Origin of the sequence: Acinetobacter sp. YH01008 (assembly GCF_013420435.1) — a bacterium.
Taxonomy (GTDB): domain Bacteria; phylum Pseudomonadota; class Gammaproteobacteria; order Pseudomonadales; family Moraxellaceae; genus Acinetobacter; species Acinetobacter pseudolwoffii.
Genome location: NZ_VOYD01000006.1, coordinates 53,137 through 73,827, shown reverse-complemented (window position 1 = coordinate 73,827; position 20,691 = coordinate 53,137). Strand labels below are relative to the sequence as shown.

Annotated in this window: 17 protein-coding genes and 5 tRNA genes; 11 read left to right on the top strand and 11 right to left on the bottom strand. The window is 46.8% G+C overall.

Features of this window, described 5'->3' with window-relative positions; all coding sequences use genetic code 11:
- Positions 1-16: 16 nt before the first annotated feature.
- The 11 genes from FTT75_RS05780 to FTT75_RS05730 all read left to right on the top strand — a co-directional run bounded on the left by FTT75_RS05780 (position 17) and on the right by FTT75_RS05730 (position 13,088).
- A complete protein-coding gene (locus FTT75_RS05780) occupies positions 17-1,294 on the top strand; it encodes an O-acetylhomoserine aminocarboxypropyltransferase/cysteine synthase family protein (RefSeq protein ID WP_005168919.1) in 1,278 nt (425 codons plus the stop codon).
- Between the two features lie 296 nt (positions 1,295-1,590).
- Positions 1,591-2,478: an SDR family NAD(P)-dependent oxidoreductase gene (locus FTT75_RS05775; RefSeq protein ID WP_044108999.1), complete on the top strand. Its 888-nt coding sequence runs from the start codon at positions 1,591-1,593 to the stop codon at positions 2,476-2,478.
- A 227-nt stretch (positions 2,479-2,705) separates the two neighbouring features.
- Positions 2,706-3,488, top strand: coding sequence for a bifunctional phosphoribosyl-AMP cyclohydrolase/phosphoribosyl-ATP diphosphatase HisIE (hisIE, locus tag FTT75_RS05770; RefSeq protein WP_159138540.1), 783 nt, complete (start codon positions 2,706-2,708; stop codon positions 3,486-3,488).
- A gap of 15 nt (positions 3,489-3,503) precedes the next feature.
- Complete coding sequence (locus FTT75_RS05765) at positions 3,504-5,006, top strand: UvrD-helicase domain-containing protein (protein WP_034608364.1); 1,503 nt, start codon at positions 3,504-3,506, stop codon at positions 5,004-5,006.
- 33 nt (positions 5,007-5,039) lie between these two features.
- The gene (locus tag FTT75_RS05760) at positions 5,040-6,422 is read left to right on the top strand and encodes an AAA family ATPase (RefSeq protein WP_180186041.1); all 1,383 of its coding nucleotides are present in this window, start codon (positions 5,040-5,042) and stop codon (positions 6,420-6,422) included.
- Positions 6,423-6,867: 445 nt separating this feature from the next.
- Positions 6,868-9,705, top strand: coding sequence for a monovalent cation/H+ antiporter subunit A (locus FTT75_RS05755; protein WP_074383643.1), 2,838 nt, complete (start codon positions 6,868-6,870; stop codon positions 9,703-9,705).
- 4 nt (positions 9,706-9,709) lie between these two features.
- Positions 9,710-10,075: a Na+/H+ antiporter subunit C gene (locus FTT75_RS05750; protein WP_005168933.1), complete on the top strand. Its 366-nt coding sequence runs from the start codon at positions 9,710-9,712 to the stop codon at positions 10,073-10,075.
- Positions 10,075-11,883: a monovalent cation/H+ antiporter subunit D gene (locus tag FTT75_RS05745; RefSeq protein WP_180186040.1), complete on the top strand. Its 1,809-nt coding sequence runs from the start codon at positions 10,075-10,077 to the stop codon at positions 11,881-11,883. The genes FTT75_RS05750 and FTT75_RS05745 overlap by 1 nt, the downstream gene beginning before the upstream one ends.
- Positions 11,883-12,401, top strand: a complete 519-nt coding sequence (locus tag FTT75_RS05740; protein WP_005094373.1) for a Na+/H+ antiporter subunit E — start codon at positions 11,883-11,885, stop codon at positions 12,399-12,401. Before FTT75_RS05745 ends, FTT75_RS05740 begins: the two co-directional genes overlap by 1 nt.
- Positions 12,398-12,673, top strand: coding sequence for a monovalent cation/H+ antiporter subunit F (locus FTT75_RS05735; RefSeq protein ID WP_005094376.1), 276 nt, complete (start codon positions 12,398-12,400; stop codon positions 12,671-12,673). The genes FTT75_RS05740 and FTT75_RS05735 overlap by 4 nt, the downstream gene beginning before the upstream one ends.
- Positions 12,674-12,683: 10 nt before the next feature.
- Positions 12,684-13,088, top strand: coding sequence for a Na+/H+ antiporter subunit G (locus FTT75_RS05730; RefSeq protein ID WP_100329411.1), 405 nt, complete (start codon positions 12,684-12,686; stop codon positions 13,086-13,088).
- Positions 13,089-13,193: 105 nt separating this feature from the next.
- On the opposite strand, the gene FTT75_RS05725 is transcribed toward FTT75_RS05730, so the two are convergent.
- The 11 genes from FTT75_RS05725 to tpiA form a co-directional block, all read right to left on the bottom strand.
- Positions 13,194-13,598 carry a ribosome-binding factor A gene (locus tag FTT75_RS05725; protein ID WP_005094380.1) on the bottom strand — a complete coding sequence of 135 codons (405 nt, stop codon included), beginning with the start codon at positions 13,596-13,598 and terminating at the stop codon, positions 13,194-13,196.
- On the bottom strand, positions 13,598-16,309 hold the full coding sequence (gene infB, locus FTT75_RS05720; RefSeq protein WP_180186039.1) for a translation initiation factor IF-2: 2,712 nt from the start codon (positions 16,307-16,309) through the stop codon (positions 13,598-13,600). The genes FTT75_RS05725 and infB overlap by 1 nt, the downstream gene beginning before the upstream one ends.
- Before the next feature lie 10 nt (positions 16,310-16,319).
- Positions 16,320-17,804 carry a transcription termination factor NusA gene (gene nusA / locus FTT75_RS05715; protein WP_180186038.1) on the bottom strand — a complete coding sequence of 495 codons (1,485 nt, stop codon included), beginning with the start codon at positions 17,802-17,804 and terminating at the stop codon, positions 16,320-16,322.
- 34 nt (positions 17,805-17,838) lie between these two features.
- The gene (rimP, locus tag FTT75_RS05710) at positions 17,839-18,363 is read right to left on the bottom strand and encodes a ribosome maturation factor RimP (RefSeq protein ID WP_005094386.1); all 525 of its coding nucleotides are present in this window, start codon (positions 18,361-18,363) and stop codon (positions 17,839-17,841) included.
- Positions 18,364-18,585: 222 nt separating this feature from the next.
- Positions 18,586-18,662 (bottom strand) — tRNA-Met (locus tag FTT75_RS05705).
- Between the two features lie 304 nt (positions 18,663-18,966).
- Positions 18,967-19,043 (bottom strand) — tRNA-Met (locus tag FTT75_RS05700).
- 68 nt (positions 19,044-19,111) lie between these two features.
- Positions 19,112-19,188, bottom strand: a tRNA-Met gene (locus FTT75_RS05695).
- A gap of 80 nt (positions 19,189-19,268) precedes the next feature.
- Positions 19,269-19,345, bottom strand: a tRNA-Met gene (locus tag FTT75_RS05690).
- A 54-nt stretch (positions 19,346-19,399) separates the two neighbouring features.
- Positions 19,400-19,484: transfer RNA gene (locus FTT75_RS05685), tRNA-Leu, on the bottom strand.
- Positions 19,485-19,537: 53 nt separating this feature from the next.
- Positions 19,538-19,867 carry a preprotein translocase subunit SecG gene (secG, locus tag FTT75_RS05680; RefSeq protein ID WP_005094388.1) on the bottom strand — a complete coding sequence of 110 codons (330 nt, stop codon included), beginning with the start codon at positions 19,865-19,867 and terminating at the stop codon, positions 19,538-19,540.
- A gap of 13 nt (positions 19,868-19,880) precedes the next feature.
- Positions 19,881-20,672, bottom strand: a complete 792-nt coding sequence (gene tpiA, locus FTT75_RS05675; protein WP_180186037.1) for a triose-phosphate isomerase — start codon at positions 20,670-20,672, stop codon at positions 19,881-19,883.
- Between the last annotated feature and the right edge of the window lie 19 nt (positions 20,673-20,691).

The window sequence follows — 20,691 nt, the reverse complement described above, 5'->3', positions numbered from 1 at the left end:
AAGAAGATCAGTCATAATGAGTTATAAAGCAGAAACCCTTGCGATTCATGCAGGTTATAGCCCTGAAGCCACCACCAAAGCAGTAGCAGTGCCAATTTACCAAACCACATCTTATGCTTTTGACAATACTCAACATGGGGCCGATTTGTTCGATTTAAAGGTACAGGGCAATATCTATACCCGGATCATGAACCCGACCACGGCGGTGTTAGAGCAACGTATTGCCGCACTTGAAGGCGGGATTGGCGCACTTGCTTTAGCGTCTGGTATGGCTGCAATTACCTATGCGATTCAGACCATTGCTGAAGCCGGTGACAATATTGCATCCGTATCTACGCTCTATGGCGGCACCTATAACCTGTTCGCACACACCCTGCCGAAGCAAGGTATTGACGTGCGTTTCTTTGATTATGAAAAACCGGAAAGCTTGCGTAGTTTAATTGATGACAAGACCAAACTGGTCTTTGTGGAATCCATTGGTAATCCACTGGGTAATATTATTGATCTGGAAGAGATTGCAAAAATCGCGCATGAGTACGGTGTGCCTGTGGTCGTGGACAACACGGTGGCAACGCCAGTGCTACAAAAATCTTTTGATTTTGGTGCCGACATTATCGTGCATTCATTGACCAAATATATCGGCGGTCATGGCAATTCGATTGGTGGCATCATTGTCGATAGCGGTAAATTCCCGTGGGGTAAATATCCTGAACGCTTTCCCGCGCTGAATACCCCCGATCCAAGTTATCATGGCGTAAACTATGTCGAAGTTCTCGGTGAAGCGGCTTATATCGCTCGAGCGCGTGTGGTGCCACTACGCAATACTGGAGCCGCGATCAGCCCGCAAAATGTGTTTCTGATCCTGCAAGGTTTGGAAACTTTAAGTCTGCGTATGGAGCGTCATACTGAAAATGCGCTTAAAATTGCGGAATATTTACAGCAGCATCCTAAAGTAAAATGGGTCAATTACGCTGGTCTGAAAGATCATCCACAACATGCCTTGGCACAAAAATATGTGAAAGGTAAACCATCTGCAATTCTGACCTTTGGCGTAGAGCATGGTCTTGAAGGCGGCACACGTTTTATTGATGCGCTGCAACTGTTTACCCGTCTGGTCAATATCGGCGATGCCAAAAGTCTCGCTTGTCATCCGGCGACCACCACACATCGCCAACTCAATGCCGAGGAGTTAAAATCAGCAGGTGTCAGTGAAGATATGGTGCGACTCTCGATTGGGATTGAACATATTGATGACCTGATCGCGGATCTGGAACAGGCGCTAGCGACTGTTTAAAGGCGTGTTTCATCTGACTCAAAACTCCACCCTTTCTGGTGGAGTTTTTTTATTTACATTCTAAAACAGCCACTTGCTTTGCTTTTTATTTTCATGGTAAAAGTTAAATGAAATAGCGAACACAAATAGAGCAATTACTCTAATTTTTATTTTAATTTCAATAGTTTAATTTATAGATTTTCCTGAAGAATTGGTTATCATATCTGTACTCACCTTCGCTCTCATCTCCTGTTAGAGCGCCATACACCTTTAATAAAAATAATTTGAACGCTGACTTCAAATTAGGGATAACAAATGTGAAAACTAGACTACACAAACAACTGGAAAAATCTGTTGCAGGTAAAACCGTCCTGATCACCGGCGCATCCAGCGGTATTGGGTTAACGACGGCACATCAACTGGCCGATGCAGGTGCGCATGTTTTACTGGTGGCCCGTACTCAAGAAACCCTAGAACAAGTAAAAGCAGACATTGAAGCCAAAGGCGGCAAAGCCTCAATCTTTCCATGCGATTTAAACAATATGGAGGCGATTGATGAGGTCTCCAAACAGATCATTGCCTCAGTCGATCATATTGATATTCTGATCAATAATGCGGGTCGTTCGATTCGCCGCGCCGTGCATGAATCGGTCGACCGCTTCCATGATTTTGAACGAACCATGCAGCTGAATTATTTCGGCGCCGTGCGTCTGGTCATGAATATTCTGCCGCAAATGATGATTCGTCGCGCGGGCCATATTATTAACATCAGCTCGATTGGCGTACTGGCCAATGCCACCCGTTTTTCAGCCTATGTCGCGTCAAAAGCCGCACTGGATGCCTTTAGTCGCTGTCTGTCTGCAGAAGTGCATTCGCATAAAATCGCCATCACCTCGATCTATATGCCTTTGGTACGCACTCCGATGATTGCACCAACCAAAATTTATAAATACGTCCCGACACTTTCTCCGGAACAGGCAGCTGACCTGATTGCCTATGCCATCGTGAAACGCCCGAAGAAAGTTGCGACCGGTTTGGGTCGTCTGGCCTCGATTACTTATTCGATTGCCCCGGATATCAACAATGTTCTGATGTCGATTGGTTATAACCTGTTCCCAAGTTCAAGTGCCTCTGTGGGTCAACCACAAAAATTAAACTTGGTGCAAAAAGCATATGCACGGCTGTTCCCGGGCGAACACTGGTAATTTTTGATAGGGATAATTTCCTGAAAATACGAGCCGCCGACCGGGCGGCTTTTTTGATGTCTCAGTTTTAAATCTCTAGGTGAAAGCAAGCTCATCTGGATCACACACGACATAGCCTGTCTTTATCGACACAGATTTTTGCCGCAAATGCTGCGAGATCACGTACACTATCTGCGGATATTTCCTATCCGTATTTTTATATTTTGATTGAAATGATGGAAACCCTTATGAACAACGCGCAATGGCTCGATGAAGTAAAATTTAACGAACAAGGATTAGTCCCTGCCATTGCCCAGCATCATCAAACTGGTCGTGTCTTGATGGTGGCCTGGATGAACCGTGAAGCGCTAGCACTAACGGCTGAGAAAAACCAAGCCGTGTATTTCTCCCGTTCACGCAGCAAGTTATGGCATAAGGGCGAAGAATCAGGACATTTTCAAACCGTACATGAAATCCGTCTGGACTGTGATGCCGATGTAATTGTGCTGCAAATTGAACAGCATGGCGGCATCGCTTGTCATACTGGTCGTGAATCATGTTTCTATCGCAAACTCACGCCAAATGGCTGGGAAATTGTCGATGCACAGCTGAAACACCCGTCTGCGATTTATGGTGAAAAATCCACAAATCCGCATACGCTGGCGATGGAAGCGTCAAGCGCCCAGTCTGAACAGGTCGAAGTCTTGTCCTATCTGGGCCAAATGATGGCAGAACGCAAACAGGCTGATCCAGATTCCTCTTATGTGGCCAAGCTGTACCATAAAGGCCTGAACAAGATTTTAGAAAAAGTCGGTGAAGAAAGCTTTGAAACCGTACTGGCAGCCAAAGATTTCAACGCTCAGGTCTCTGAAGACAATAAAAATGATCTGATCTATGAAGTTGCTGATCTATGGTTCCATACCATTGTGATGCTGGGTTATTTCGATATCGAACCGCAACTGGTCTTGAATGAGCTGGCACGTCGTCAGGGCTTATCCGGTCTGGTTGAAAAAGCCAGCCGTCAGCATTAAATGATGAATATGCCTGTGTCTGATCTGCAAAAACCCAAGGCCACTTATGAGCAGGCCACTGCCATCGATAATGCCCGTCTGGGTAATTCCTTTAAAGTGATTGCCTATGCCGGCACAGGTAAAACCACCACATTACAAATGATCAGTGATGCCATGCCTGAACGGCGTGGCATGTATCTGGCTTTCAACAAAGCCATTGCCAGTGAAGCGCAAGCCAAATTTCATCGCGGCGTAGATTGCCGCACTTTTCACTCGCTGGCATTTCGCAGTGTTCCACGTGGAATCACCGACAAGCTGCGTCTGCCCCGTTTAAGTCCAAGCTTTATTGCCAAAGAATACCGTCTGGAACCGATGACCATGCGCCGTATGATGGGTGGGCGTTATGAAAAATATGTCTTGATGCCTTCGCGTCTGGCGAGTTTAGTCGCCAATGCGGTTGGCTATTTCTGTTCGACCAGTTCGCAATACCCTGCTCCGCGGCATATTCAGGCACCGAGCTGGTTGCATCCAGATGATATTGAAATTCTGCAAAAGAAACTCTATCCGGCCGTAGAACGGCGCTGGCTAGAATCAATCGATCCCAATCATCAGGCCGGGATTGGCCATGATATTTACCTGAAACTCTGGGCGCTGTCTGAACCGAATATTCCGGCCGATTATGTGCTGTTTGATGAAGCGCAGGATGCCGACCCACTCATGCTCGGAATTTTGCTGAAACAGCGGAATACTCAGGTGATTTATGTCGGCGATGCGCATCAGCAGATTTATGCTTGGCGCGGTGCGGTGAATGCTATGCAGCAACTGCCCTTACCCGAATCACGCCTGACCACATCGTTTCGTTTCGGCCCTGAAATCGCGTTAAATGCCAATGCCATTTTAGGTGCACTGAATGAAACCGTGCCTTTGCTTGGCAATCCGTTGTTAGATTCTAAAGTCGTGAATAAACCGCATACCAAAATGCGGGATGCAATTTTATGCCGGACCAATGCCCGGGCCATGGAACTGTTACTTGCCGGACTGGTGCGTGGTGATAAAGTCAGCCTGCAAGCCGATCATGTCAAACTGAATCGTTTTGTCGATGCGGCTGCCATGTTGAAACAGGGCAAACGTGTGGTCGATGTGCCGGAATTGGCTTGGTTTAATTCCTGGCATGATGTGCATGAATACTGTGAAACCAATGAAGGTAGCGATATCAAACCGCTGGTTAAACTGGTCGATGAACATGGCACCGATCCATTGAAAAAAGCCCTGGCCAAAATCACCCCGATTGGACAGGCGGACTATATTATTTCCACTGCACATAAGGCCAAAGGTCTGGAGTGGGAACGGGTGCATATTGAAGATGACTATCAGTTTAAGCTGAATGAAAAAGATCATAAAATTAGTGATGAAGAGCTACGTTTACTTTACGTGGCCTGTACACGTGCTAAAGTAAGCTTAAATATTCATCACATTTATGACCTGATTCAACAACTGAAGATCAAGATGCCGCAGTCGCTTCGTCAAGCCGTCGGTTAAGGTATGGATGTAAAATCATGGTACAGGTGATCTATGCACATCGAAGCGCTTCAACTGAAACACACCCTGCATTTTCCAGAGATTCAGCTTCAGCTTGATTATTCACAATATCCGCTTACCTTAATTTTGGGCAATCAGGGTACTGGCAAAACCACTTTGTTACGCTGTGCTTATCAGGCGCTGACCTGGTTTGCAGCGCGTTATCGCGATAGCCGGGCTGCCGGTCTGGTGATGCCTGATCAGGACATCATGCAACACCGGCTGCAATCCAAAATTGATATCCGGGTTGGCTTTCCCGAAGAGGTTTCAGCGCTTACAGAATCCAGCCAGACTGAAGCTACACAGCAACAGAGCTGTTCCTGGCAAGTCTATAAGACTTTAAATAGTCAAGGACTCGGCTTTAGCAAAGCCGAAACCGCGCAACTGGACAGCATGCTTGGCCTTTATCAGAAAGCCCGATTCAATGATCCTCTGCTCGGCTTGCCGCTGATTGCCTATTATCCTACCGACCGCTTTGTCAATGACGTCAATCTGATCAGCAAAAACAATCCGGCCATTTTCCATACAGCGTATGCTTACGACATTGGCGCGATTCCGTTTACGACCTTTGCCCGTTTCTTTGAATGGTTGCGTGAAGTCAGTGATATTGAAAATGCGCAAAGCGCCAAGATCATGGATCAGATTTTAGCGCGTGCCTTGCAGCAGCCTGAAGATATTCGGGGAGATGAACTGGCGCGGCAGATTGAAAAAGCGCAAGCACAGCTGCATACCCCGCATTTAACGGCCTTAAAAAACGCCCTGTCGCAGGTACTGCCTGACATCAGCCAGATTGAGTTAAAATACCAGCCCAAGCTGCAACTGATGCTGACCTATCAGGACAAGCGTTTTACTTTTCAGCAACTTCCCAATAGCATCCGCACCTGGATTGCACTGGTGGGCGATATTGTACGGCGTCTTTGTCTGCTCAACCCGAACAGTTTATTTCCATGTCAGGAAGGTACAGGAGTGTTGTTGATTGATGCCATTGATCATCAGCTGGATCAGGATCTGGCAGCAGAGATTCTGCCACGTCTGCATCAGGCATTTCCTAACTTGCAAATTATTGCCACCGGCAACCGACCTGAGTTACTGGAACATGCACAGGCCTTTCAGTGCTTAAGACTCGAAAATAAACAGTTGCATCCAATTCATCTTGAAAGCATGAAAATCCAGTTTGATCAGATCTATGCCGAAATGGGTCTACATACTGATCCAGACGCAATTCCTGCCGAAGAAGCGCTAATAGAAACCGTCACCGAACCGACTACACCGCTTGCTGTATTACAGCGGATTCAGCAACAGTTGAATCCTGAACAGCAGCAGGAATTGTTACGTTTACTTGCTCAGGATCAGCCGACGCTACCGCAATCGCTCTAAGTAACGTTGAAAAACAGTAATGATCGTTTCGATGAATATCGAGATTTATCCAGACCATTTTAGTGCTGTCTTTTTGCAATTGTAAAACTGCATTTAGTCATATTTACAATCAATGCTTGCAATTTAATCTTAATTTTCGGTCACTTCTGGATGATCTGTTTAAGCATCCACCCCACGCCAAAAGCCTGCTCGCGTATAATTTATAAGTTCGACATAAAAACGTTGATGTTGTTGTTATCCTGTAATATGATCGGTTTTATTTGCGAATTTCATTGTAAAATCGGAATTTGCTATCGTTTATAAGTTGCGCAATACAACTATTTTTATATTCTTTTGAATATTCTTTTGGCTTTCAAGATTGAGAAGTTTGGGTTGCTCCTTGTAATCCTGTAGTCCTTGAAAGATGAAGATTCACCCTAGGTTGGTCACAACCTAAATCACGACAATGGATACGAGTGTGCTGCCGATTATTATATTGTTACCGTTAGTATTAGGCACAACCCTTGTCTCGTGGCTGAAGCAATTTTCGCGCGGGGTAACGGCTTTAGGGGCAATTGGTGTCAGCCTCAGCAGTTTCTTATTATTATTGAGTCAGGCGCCTGCCATCTTTGATGGTGCCGTGATCATTCAGACCTGGTCCTGGCTGCCCCAGCTCGGGATCGATTTCAGTTTCCGTCTGGATTCTCTGGCCCTGCTGTTTGCCTTGCTGATCAGTGGTATAGGCACCCTGATCTATATTTATGCCTATTATTATCTCAATCCTAAAAATTCGCTGAGCAAACTTTATTTCTTGCTGATGCTGTTTATGGCAGCCATGCTCGGAATTTCATTGTCGAATAACTTGCTGATCCTGCTGGTTTTCTGGGAACTTACCAGTATTTCATCATTTTTACTGGTGGGCTATTGGAGCAATTACGAAGCCGCACAGCGCGGCTCACGTATGGCCTTGACCATTACCGGCATGGGTGGCTTGGCCATGCTTGGTGGCTTCATCCTGCTGGGTCAAATTACCGGCACTTATCAGATTGATCAAATCCTGACGATGACTGAACAGATCCAGTCACATGCGCTATTTGTTCCCACTTTGTTGCTGATTTTACTCGGTGCCTTTACCAAGAGTGCGCAGTTCCCCTTCCATTTCTGGTTACCCAATGCCATGGCAGCACCGACACCGGTCTCTGCCTATTTACACTCGGCCACCATGGTCAAAGCCGGCCTGTTTCTGGTCGCACGTTTACTCCCGATTTTTGCGGGCGCGGCACTGTTTCATAATATTGTGACCTTTGTCGGTCTGTTTACCCTGTGCATGGCCGCCTTTTTTGCCATTTTTAAGGAAGATCTGAAAGGCTTGTTGGCCTATTCAACCATCAGTCATCTGGGTCTGATCATGTGTCTGCTCGGGATTGGTTCTCCACTGGCAGTCGCAGCGGCAATTTTCCATATTATTAACCATGCCACCTTTAAAGCGGCCCTGTTTATGATTGCCGGTATTATCGATCATGAATCTGGCACCCGTGATTTACGTAAGCTTTCCGGTCTGTGGCAACTGCTGCCCTTTACTGCAACGCTGACCATGATCACTGCGGCCTCTATGGCCGGTGTTCCATTGACCAATGGTTTCCTCTCCAAAGAGATGTTCTTTACTGAGCTGGTGGCCAATTTAAGCGGGCCAGTGCTGGTCGGTTCAGCCATTGTGGCAACATTAGCCGGAATTTTTGCAGTCACTTATTCGATTCGTCTGGTGCATGGGGTATTTTTCGACGGCCCACTGGGCAAGCAAGTCCCGAATAAAAATGCGCATGAGCCACCATTTGGCATGCGCGCACCCGCCACTTTACTGGCATTTCTATGTATTTTAGTGGGTCTATTGCCAGCACTTTTGGTCGAAAAAATCGTGAATAGTACCACGCAGGCAACGACTCAAAATTTTGCTTTTGAAGGTACGCATCTGGCCCTCTGGCATGGGTTTAATCTGCCATTATTAATGAGTGTGATTGCTTTGGCCGGTGGTGCAGTGTTTTACTTTTCTCTGGCCAAAGGTGGTGCCTTACGTGAAATTGATCTGGATCCAAAACTGGGCCGCTTACAGGGTCGGATCCTGTTTGACCTGTTCCTGAAAAATCTGCTGTTAAATTCACGTCGTTTCCGCCGTGCCACTGAAACTGGCAAATTACAAAGCTATTTATTATGGATTGTGATCTTTACCATCGGTCTGGTTGGTTTCCCATTGCTATCCAATGGTATCGGTAGCGGTACGCGTGAGCTGACCCATGCCCCTGCCCTGGCCATTGTCTTGTGGATGTTGCTATTTTCTGCCTGCTGGATGCTGCTATGGTTCCATCATGAACGGATTAAAGCGGTACTGATCAGTGGTGCAGTGGGTCTGGTGGTAACCATGGTCTTTATTGGCTTCTCGGCACCTGACCTGGCATTGACCCAAATTACGGTCGATGTAGTAACCACCGTCTTGTTATTAATGAGTTTATCTCTGCTACCGCAGCTAACCCCTTATGAATCCAGTCCAACCCGGCGCTGGCGCGATGCGATCATTGCGCTGGGCGGCGGTCTCGGTATTGCCACCATCGCCTGGCTGATCATGACCCGCGATCATAATTCTATTTCATGGTTCTTCCTGCAGCAGTCAATTCCACTCGGCGGCGGAACCAATGTGGTCAATGTGATTCTGGTCGACTTCCGTGGTTTCGATACCTTCGGCGAAATTACTGTACTCGGGATTGCCGCGATTGGTGTGCTTAGCCTGATGGATGGCATGCGTGCGCATGGCACCACCATGACCCAAGGTTTGACCTATCGATTTAATCCCTCCCCCTTGATGTTACGTATCACGGCATCATGGATTTTACCTGTAGCTCTGGTAGTCAGCCTGTATATCTTTATGCGTGGCCATAACCTGCCGGGCGGTGGATTCATTGCAGGATTAGTCACCTCACTAGCCTTAATTATTCAATATATTGCAGTGGGACAGGATAAAACTGAACAGTTGCTGGGTGCCAAATCTGGTCGTTTGTATGAAATCTGGATTGGCGTGGGTTTAACTATTGCCGGTTTGACCGGGGTTGCAGCCTGGTTCTGGTCACGCCCATTCCTGACCAGCGCACATATCTATGTCTCGCCACCCGTGATTGGAGAAATGCATCTGGCTTCGGCGGCGCTGTTTGATGTCGGTGTCTATGTCACTGTAGTCGGTGCGACCATGCTGATGATTTCTGTCCTGGGCGATTCACGTCACTCCAGTATGACTGGCCCAGTACCAAGAGGATAATAGAATGATGAGTTTAGAGTTTTTATTAGCCTCCGCCATTGGTCTACTCGCCGCCACCGGAATCTATCTGATTCTGCGTGCGCGTACTTTTCCGGTGGTGCTGGGCTTGGCCATGATTGGTTATGCGGTCAACCTGTTTTTATTTGCCATGGGGCGGATCCAGATGAATTCGCCTGCCGTATTGACCGAGGCCTCCAGAGTCACCGATCCCCTTCCGCAGGCACTGGTGCTGACCGCCATCGTGATTGGCTTTGCCACCACTGCCTTTATTGTTCAGCTGGCACTGCGTAGCCGTTATGAATCAGGAACAGACCACGTTGATTCAAAAGAAGAAACACCTCAGATTGACCCACGTGAGGATGAGCCTTAATGACTGATCTTCTTCACTTCTGGTCTCAACATACGCCAATTTTCAGTATTCTTTTACCGGCCCTTACCGCTTTTAGTCTGGTACTTTTAGGCAATCCGGGTTCTGGCTCCCTGACCACAGACTGGCGTCAGCCTTGGCGTCGTGGTATCAGCCATATCTCGGGTATCTTGGGTCTGATCATTGCGGTCAGTTATTTAATTGACAGCAGTCAGGGTCAAGTCAGTGTATATACACTGGGCGAATGGGCGGCACCTTTTGGGATCGTGCTGGTGCTGGACCAACTCTCTGCCATGATGCTGGTGTTGACCTATGCCCTGGCAGTACCGGTGGTCTGGTATGCCAGTAAAGAATGGGATACCCGTGGCCGTTATTTCCATACCATGGTGCATTTCCTGCTGATGGGCCTGACCGGCGCCTTCCTGACTGGTGACTTATTCAACCTGTTCGTATTCTTTGAAATCTTGCTGATGGCGTCCTATGTGCTGCTATTGCATGGACAGGGCAAGGCGCGTTTCCAGCTGGGAATTCATTACGTCACCATTAACCTGCTGGCTTCTGCGCTGTTCCTGATTGGACTCGGCATGATTTATGGCAGTGTCGGCAGTCTGAACATGGCCGATGTGGCGCGCTTAATGCCTACCTTGGCAGCAGATCAGCATAAACTGGCCGTTGCCGGTGGACTCATGCTATTCGTGGTCTTTGGGATTAAGGCGGCAATGCTGCCGGTGGGCTTCTGGTTACCCAAAACCTATGCCGTAGCCACCACCCCTGTTGCCGCACTCTTTACCATCATGACCAAAGTCGGGATCTATGCGATTTTGCGAATCAATGGAACTGTTTTTGATGATGAATACAGCCATCAGATTCTGATGAACTGTCTACTGGTGATCGGTCTGATTACTTCAGTCTATGGTGTCATTTGTGCGATTGGTACAGAACGCCTGCGCCGTTTTGTCGGCTTTATGGTGCTGTCTTCAGTCGGCACGATTCTGGTGGCGATTGGCATGAATACGACTGCAGCCTGGGCCGGCGCCCTGTACTATATGGTACACAGTACCCTGATTGCTGCAGCATTTTATATCCTGTCTGGCTGGATTACCTCACAGCGCGGTGAGTTCAAAGATCATTTTAAAATCGCACCGCTGATGAAACAGAACAAGCTGGTTTCGATTATCTATTTCATCATTGCCTTGATGATGGCCGGTCTGCCACCGTTCAGCGGCTTCTTTGGCAAAGTCTTTATTTTGCAGGCTTCTGCCAATTCAGAGCATCAGATGATCATTATCCTGACCATTCTGCTGGTGAGTTTCCTCAGTATTCTGGCTTTTACTCGAGTCGGCTTTATGCTGTTCTGGCGCTCGACCAAACCTGAAGATGATTTGAATTCTGACGATTTCCACAAATATGAAGCTTTACCCAGTAAGGCACCTGCACGTAATGATCACACGATCTATTTGCTACTTGCCGGCTTAACAGCTTATGTTGTATTTGCTGGACCGATCTATCAATATAACTATCAGACGGCAGAACAGATTAAAAACAATCCGGTCTATGAAGCTGCCCTGTTAAAACGTGATGCAGAAGGTCAATTTATTAGTGTGCAACCCTTTGATCCAAGTTATTTGCCAGAAACCAAATATGGTGGCGAGGTGGTGGATCCAAATGCACATCTGATTCCTTATATGATTTCAGAATCCACTTTAGAAGGTGAAAATATTTCTGAATTCAAACAACGTCAGATTGACCAGCAGCATATTGAACAAACCCAACATGATGATAATCAACTTAAACCGGCGGAGGGACCTTAATGGCTGAATCATTCCTGCAACGTTGGTTCCCGCACCCGTTGGTTTCTGTAATCGTGGGGCTCAGCTGGACTTTACTGTCACATAGCACAGAAGCCGGAACCTTGCTGGTGGCCCTGCTTCTGGCGATTGTCATTCCCAAAATGGTCGCGCCGTTTATTGACTATACCCCGAATATCCAGTGGCGGCCTGCGCTGCGTCTGTTCTTTGTCGTGGTCTGGGACATTGTGGTGGCCAATCTTAAAGTTGCAAAACTGGTCTTGGGGCCGACCAAAAACCTACATCCCAAATGGTTCCGTGTGCCTCTGGAAACCGAGCATGAAGAAGTCAACACCTTACTGGCCATGATTATTACCACTACACCGGGCACAGTCACTGCCGGTATTGATCAGGATCGTGGTGATATTCTGGTGCATGCTTTAAGCACGGATGATGAAGCAGCTGAAATCGAGCTGATCAAACAACGTTATGAACAGCCCTTGCTTAAAATTTTCAGCGCACAGACAGGAGAAAAAATATGACGATTCTGCCTTATGCATTAATGATTTGCCTGGGTGCAGTCACTGTCTCGATGTTACTCTGCCTGATCCGACTCATTACCGGCCCTTCTATCGTTGACCGCCTCCTGGCACTCGACACCCTGTTCCTGAATGCCACCTGTCTGATTGTCATTTTGGGAATTTACTGGAGCAGCACTTTTCTGTTTGAAGAGGCTTTACTGGTGGCGATGCTCGGCTTTGTCTCTACAGCAGCCTTGGCGCGTTATTTCACCACTGGCCATGTCATCGACTAGGAGTTTTTAAATGCCGTTAATTTTAGAAATACTAGTTTCGATTTTTTTATTGATTGGTGCTTTCTTCATGCTGGTCGGAGGGATTGGGATGGTACGCCTGCCCGATCTGTTTATGCGGCTGCATGCACCGACCAAATCCAGTACCTTGGGCTTGGGCAGTTTTCTGATTGCCGCGATTATTTTTTCTGCCATGTACGGCCGTTTCGGTTTTGCTGAAGTGCTGATTACCCTGTTTGCTTTTATCACTGCACCCGTATCGGCCAATCTGATGGCGCAGGCAGCATTGCATTTACGTTTACGCTCGCTAAGTGGTGAGGCTCCAGAAACACTGGAGCGTCCCCTGCCTTGGCAACGTTCACGTCGCCGTGCTTTTTATGAGAAAAAAATGAATCATAAAAATGATGATCTCACTTGATTTGGACTATTTTTAGATAGGTCGATTCACTTCTAATGTTTAAAGTTTCAATAAAGCCAGCTATAAAAAAGCCACCCGAAGGTGGCTTTTTTATTGTCCTAAGACTTATTCATCATCTTTTTTTGCTTCAGCTTCAGGTAAATCCTTCACAGCTTCAGCAATTAGACCAAACATATAGTTACCATAGGCATTGGTCTTGTCGTAATGGAAACGTAGACGAGGTGTAATACGGGTTTTGATACGACGGCTCAGTTCGTGACGCAGGAAACCAGAGGCTTTGTTTAACACCTCTAAAGTTTCTTTATTCGCCGCTTCACTTTGTTCATCGCCCAGCTCACGTCCCATAACAGTGACATAAACTTCCGCATATCCCAAGTCCGGGCTCACCTTCACGGCAGAGATGGTCACCAGACCACCTAAGCGTGGATCTTTCAGCTCCTGACGGATCAGTTCTGACAACTCGCGTTGTACTGTATCCGCCATACGCTTCAGACGTTGACTACCCGCCATTAAAGACTCCGTTTAATCAGTTGAACATCGTACACTTCGATCTTATCCAGTGCTTTGATGTCTTTATAACCTTTCACCGCAAGACCACATTCCATACCGGCACGAACTTCTTCAACCACTTCTTTATAGCGACGAAGAGATTCAAGCTCGCCTTGGAATACCACCACGTCATCACGGAGTACGCGAATCGGTTTGTTACGATGCAATACGCCTTCAAGAACCATACAGCCCGCAGCCGCACCGAATTTACTTGAGTGGAATACTTCACGTACTTGTGCAACACCCAGAATCGTTTCACGATGTTCAGGTGCCAGCTTACCGCTCATTGCTGCTTTCACATCATCAATCAATTGATAGATAATTGAGTAGTAACGAATGTCGATGCTGTCTGCATCGGCTTTTTGACGCGCAGTGTTGTCCGCACGAACGTTAAAGCCAAGTAGAACTGCTTCTGAAGATTCAGCCAGTGTTACGTCAGACTCGGTGATTGCACCAACGCCCGAACCAATAATACGTACTTTCACTTCATCCGTTGCAAGTTCAGCAAGTGCAACATGCAAGGCTTCCAGTGTACCGCGTACGTCAGTTTTCAGCACCACGTTCACGATAGGTACATCTTTCTTGCCCATAGACGCCATGATGTTTTCAAGACGCATTGCAGATTGACGCTCAAGACGTTTTTGACGTTCACGATCCATACGTGCATCGGCAACTTCACGTGCTTTTTTCTCATCGCTGACAACAAGAACTTCGTCACCTGCCATTGGCGCTTCTGGAAGACCCAAAATTTCCACTGGAATTGAAGGACCTGCAGATTTGATACGCTGACCATTTTCATCGGTCATTGCACGAACGCGACCATAAGATGAACCGGCAAGAACCAGGTCACCCACTTTCAAGGTACCGTTTTGAACCAGAATAGACGTGACCGCACCACGGCTGTTGTCTACACGTGCTTCAATCACCACACCTTGTGCAGCACCTTCTTCCGATGCTTTCAGTTCAAGCAATTCAGCCTGGATCGAAATCAGGTCTAGAAGTTCATCGATACCTTGACCAGAATGCGCCGAAACCATGGCAACCGGTACATCACCGCCCCATTGTTCAGGTACGATCTGTTTGGTGGTCAATTCGTTCAATACGCGATCTGGATCAGCAGATTCTTTATCCATCTTGTTGATTGCAACAATGATTGGTGTACCTGCAGCACGTGCATGGTCGATTGCTTCCGCAGTTTGTGGCATAACACCATCATCTGCTGCAACAACCAGTACCACGATATCCGTTGCTTTGGCACCACGTGAACGCATTGCAGTAAACGCTGCGTGTCCCGGAGTATCAAGGAAGGTAATAATACCTTTGTCGGTTGTAACGTGGTAAGCACCGATATGCTGGGTAATACCGCCTGCTTCGCCTTGCGCCACTTTGGCACGGCGGATACGATCAAGAAGCGATGTTTTACCATGGTCAACATGACCCATGATGGTAACCACTGGTGCGCGCGTTGTTTGTGCACCACGTGCTTCTTCAGCCGCTTCAAGCAGGTTATCTTCAGCTTGCGTATCAGAAACCAATACCGGGTTATGACCCATTTCTTCTACGATTAATGCTGCAATTTCCTGATCAATGGCTTGGTTCTGAGTAACCAGCTCACCCATTTTCATGAGAGATTTAATAACTTCACGAACCTTGATCGCCATTTTCGCAGCCAAATCAGCCACAACAATGGTTTCACCAATTTCAACATCGTAAACCTGTTTCTTCACAGGTTTTTCGAAGCCGTGCTTGTTGCCCTGGCTGGTTTTCAAACCGCGTTTAGGCTGTTTGCTGAAGCTCTGCTCTTCCTGACCACGACGTCCACCTTTTTTCGGTGCACGTGCAGCTGGGGTATTGGTACCACGTTTGATCTCGCGGTCTTCTTTGGCAAATGAGTCTTCATATGCCTGACCTACCAGACCGGCAGCAAGCGGAGAATCATCTACGACACGAATCGTTGCTGTTGTATCTTCAGCGGTGTACTTAGACGCCATCTGACGCATTTGTTCAAGCGTACGTTGCTGCGCTTCTTCAGCCGCTTTACGACGTGCTGCTTCTTCAGTCGCTTTTAATTGCGCTGCCTGAGCTTCACGTGCTTTTTTCTGTTCAGCCGTTTCAGTTTGTTTAACAACCTGTTTTACAATCGGCTTGTTGGTCGATTTGCGTTTTACCACGACTGCCGCTTTAGAAACTTCTTGCTTGTCGCTGGTTTGTTTTGCAGCAGCACGCATCGCTTCTAGAGCTTTACTCGCGTTATTTACGCCAGTTTTCGGAGCTTCAGCAGAAGAAGCAGCTTGTGCTGTATTCTGCTCAGGCGCAGCTTTGGCCTGTTGTTCAGCCTTGGCTTTCGCCAATGCTTCTGCTTTGATCTGTTCTGGATCCGGCTTAACAAATGTATGCTTCTTGCGAACTTCTACATTAATCGTTTTCGCCTTACCTGAAGTACTGGCTACTTTAGCCGTACTAGTCGTTTTACGTTTCAACGTGATTTGCCCTGCTTGGCTTTCTGAACCCTGTGACTTTTTCACATGACTCATCAAGCTATCTTGTTGTTCGGTGGTAATAATATCGTCAGCTTTACGCTGTGGTAAACCTGCCTCACGAACCTGCTCTAGGAGCTTCTCAACTGGACGACCCACGTTGAGGGCTAACTCTTTAATCGACTTGTCCGTCATATACTACCTCCTAGTTAAACCATGATTCGCGCGCTTTCATAATGAGTTGACCTGCTTTCTCAGCACCCAAACCTTCAATATCTTCGATATCGTCAGTCGCCTGATCTGCTAAATCATCCACTGTTACCACACCACGAGCTGCTAGTGCTTGCGCGATCTCTACTGTCATGCCTTCCATTGCAACAAGTTCTTCACTTGGCGCTTGTATATTCTCTTGCTGTTGTAATGCATCAGCAAGTGCAATTTCTTTCGCACGGCTTTGCAGTAGTTCAACTAGTTCCGCATCCAGTTCGATTTCATCAAACGTTTCTGCAGGGACATAAGCAATTTCTTCAAGCGAGGTGAAGCCCATTTCTACCAGTGCCATCGCCAAATCTTCCGCGATATCCAGACGTGTTACAAACATGTCCAGATACTGTTGCGCTTCGTTTTGTTGACGGGCGTAGTATTCTTCTTCCAGCATCATGTCCAGCTTGTAGCCAGTCAATTCTGATGCCAGACGAACGTTCTGACCTTGTGAACCAATCGCACGAGCCAATTGATCACTCGTTGCAAAAATGATGTCTGCAGTACGGGCATCTTCATCGATGACAATACTCGATACATCTGCTGGTTCCAGTGCGCTGGCGATGTACTGGGCAGGGTCGTCAGACCATACCACGACATCGATACGCTCACCGTTCAATTCTTGTTGAACAGCCTGGATACGTGTACCACGCATACCAATACATGCACCAACCGGATCAATACGGTGATCATTTGTTTTTACTGCAATTTTAGCACGCACGCCTGGTTGACGAGCTGCTGCTTTAATTTCAATAATTTCTTCAGAAATCTCAGGGATCTCTTTCTTCATCAATGCGATCAGCATATCCGGCTTGGCACGTGACAACTGGAGTTGCGCACCACGACCTTCACGGTTCACATTGAACAGAATCGCATTCATACGTTGCTTCGGACGAAGAATTTCTTTCGGAATCATTTCTTCACGTGCAAGGTATGCTTCAGCATTATCACCCAAGTCAATGATAAAGCCATCTTTGGTTTGTTTCTTCACTTCACCATAGATCAGCTCGCCGACTTTGGATTCGTAAGCATCGGCCACAAGTGCGCGTTCTGCTTCACGGATCTTCTGTACAATCACTTGCTTGGCAATTTGTGCTGCAATACGACCGAAATCAATCGATTCTACTTCGAGTTCACGAATATCACCAATTGACCATTGTGCAGGATCAAGATCAGAAATTGCATCCTGACACGCTGGCATTTCATGATCTTCGTCAGCGACTACTTCCCACTGACGAAAAGTACGGTAGTCACCTGTTTTGCGATCAATTTCCACACGTAAACGTGCTTCTTCAGAGCGAGTTCCTTCGTAGAATTTTTTCTTGGTCGCCGCAACTAAAGCTTGCTCAAGCGCTTCGAAAATTGCTTCACGAGGTACACCCTTTTCGTTACTAACCGTTTCAACGACGGTCAGAATTTCACGTGCCATACGTCACCTATTCGTTAAATTTTTATTTATTCAATTAATCTTGGAAGACCAAATTTGCTTTATCGATATTGTGACTGTCGATCTCCAATACCTGTTGCTTTTCTACTTCAACTTGAATCATTTCATTGTCTAGGTCGACTGCAACCAGTTTGGCCTGGAATTTACGACGGTTATCTACTGCACTAATCAGACGTAATGCTACGCTATGACCAATATAGCCTGACATCTGTTCGAGCTGGAAGAATGGACGATCCCAGCCTGGAGAAGACACTTCAAGTGAATATTCACCCGAGATCGGATCATGAACATCCAGCATGGCGCCGACTTGCTGCGTTACACGCACACAATCCTGAACACCAATACCACGCCCCTGTTCCTCTTCACCGTCTTCATTAACGGCCGGTTCAGCGCTTGCATCGACCGGTTTGTCGATGTAGATACGTAATAACGAACGTTTACCCTGTGGCAGGAACTCAATCCCCCAAAGGTTTACATTACAGGCTTCAACTGCCGGTGCAATCAAGTCCTGAAGTGCTTGAGTTTTATTTGATAGCTTCATTTACTCTCGTCATCTGGTGCGATTTTATGATCTATTTGACCACTACAAACCAATACAAACTATAGTAGTAGTGAAACATGGAGACGTGACCAAATAATGTCGACACTACACGATAGCCAATAAAAAAGGGCGTAAATCGCCCCAATTAAGCACAATAGCGATTTTTTTCAAATCCCACTGTGCAAAAAGGCCCACCTTGTTGTGAGCCTCTTTTTAGAAACTTGGTAGCGGGAGCTGGATTTGAACCAACGACCTTCGGGTTATGAGCCCGACGAGCTACCAGACTGCTCCATCCCGCATCAACGTGCAAAAATTATATACAAAAGATGAGAGCTTTTCAATCAAAACTGCATCATTCTGCATATTTGTCATCTGTGACTGAAAAAATGGTAGTGGGTGCTGGATGTAAACCAACAACCTTCGCCAGTTTATAGAGAGTTGAGCCCGACAAGCAATCAACTAAATCCATAAATAACGTTTACCAAACCATTTAAATGGTAGCGGGAGCTGGATTTGAACCAACGACCTTCGCTAGATTATAGAGAGTTGAGCCCGACAAGCAATCAACTAAATCTATAAATAACGTTTACCAAACTATTTAAATGGTAGCGGGAGCTGGATTTGAACCAACGACCTTCGGGTTATGAGCCCGACGAGCTACCAGACTGCTCCATCCCGCATCAGCGTACAAATAACATTCAGCTTAAAAAAACTTAAACTGCTTTTAAAGTTTGCATCTTTAAAAGATTGGTAGCGGGAGCTGGATTTGAACCAACGACCTTCGGGTTATGAACCCGACGAGCTACCAGACTGCTCCATCCCGCAACAACATGCAAATTATATTTCTCAGCTTAATAACTTATTAAACTGCCTCTTAAAAGTTTGCGTCTTTAAAAAGGATTGATTGGTAGCGGGAGCTGGATTTGAACCAACGACCTTCGGGTTATGAGCCCGACGAGCTACCAGACTGCTCCATCCCGCATCAACAGAAGTTTTTTCAGCTGCATACACCAACTTAAATTTCTGGATTATAAGTTGGTGCGGAAGGGGGGACTTGAACCCCCACGCCCGAAAGCACTACCACCTCAAGGTAGCGTGTCTACCAATTCCACCACCACCGCAGCTGTGACGCATTCTAGTCGCATCACTGGAAAAAAGAAAGGACTAATTAAAACTATTCGGTCGTTTCTGGTGCAGTTGGTGAAGTTTCATTCGATTGCACAGGCATGGTCGGCGCAGATTGAACCGTTCCCAAACTATAGGCATTTGTGCTGTCTTTCTTGGCCAAAACAGCCAGAGTCAAACTGGTCACAAAAAATAGCGCCGTTAAAATAGCAGTCAAACGGGTCATAAAATTGCCGGAACCCGATGCCCCGAATACTGTCGCCGCACCACCGCCACCGAAAGAGGCACCAGCATCTGCACCTTTACCATGCTGAACCAAAATCAAGACAATCATCAAAACAGCTAAGATAATATGTACTACCAGCACAAAAGTTTGCATGCTGAACTCCTAATTATTGTGTATTTGCAAATGCCTGAGCAATTTTATGGAACGACTCAGCATTGAGTGATGCACCACCGACCAGTGCTCCATTGATATCCGGGCAGGCTGCTAACTCTACTGCATTTTCCGGCTTGACACTACCACCATATAAAATCGCCATGGTTGCACCATAGCCGGTGATCTGGCTCAAACCTTGACGGATTTGTGCATGCATGGCTTGCGCATCTTCAGGAGAGGCGGTTTTACCGGTACCAATTGCCCAGATCGGTTCATAAGCAATCACGATATTTTTCCATTGCTCAGCGTCCACTACCGCTGCAATATCACAAATCTGTTGCAATACGACCGCTTCCGCCTGCCCTGCTTCACGTTGTTCCAGGCTTTCACCCACACAGTAAATCACCGTTAAACCGGCAGTTAATGCATACTTGATTTTGGCATTCAGAACTTCTGCGTTTTCTGCGAAAACTTCACGACGCTCGGAATGACCAATCAGTACATAATGAATCTGGCTGTCTTGCAATAATTCAGCGCTCACTTCACCGGTATAAGCCCCCGTTCCTGAAATACGTGAAACATCTTGTGCTACAGTGTAAACAGGACGAGTCGCAGATGACAGTTCCGTCCGAATCTGGGTCAGGGCAAGGGCAATCGGGGCTACACCGATATGACATTTATCTGCGGCGATTGGTGCAGTTTCCAGTAAATTTTTAATACCGTGTACCAGTGTTAATGCATCTGCCTGCAGCGGATTCATTTTCCAGTTACCTATTACCCAAGGGGTAATCGTCGAAACTGACATAATTAACCTATTTTATTTA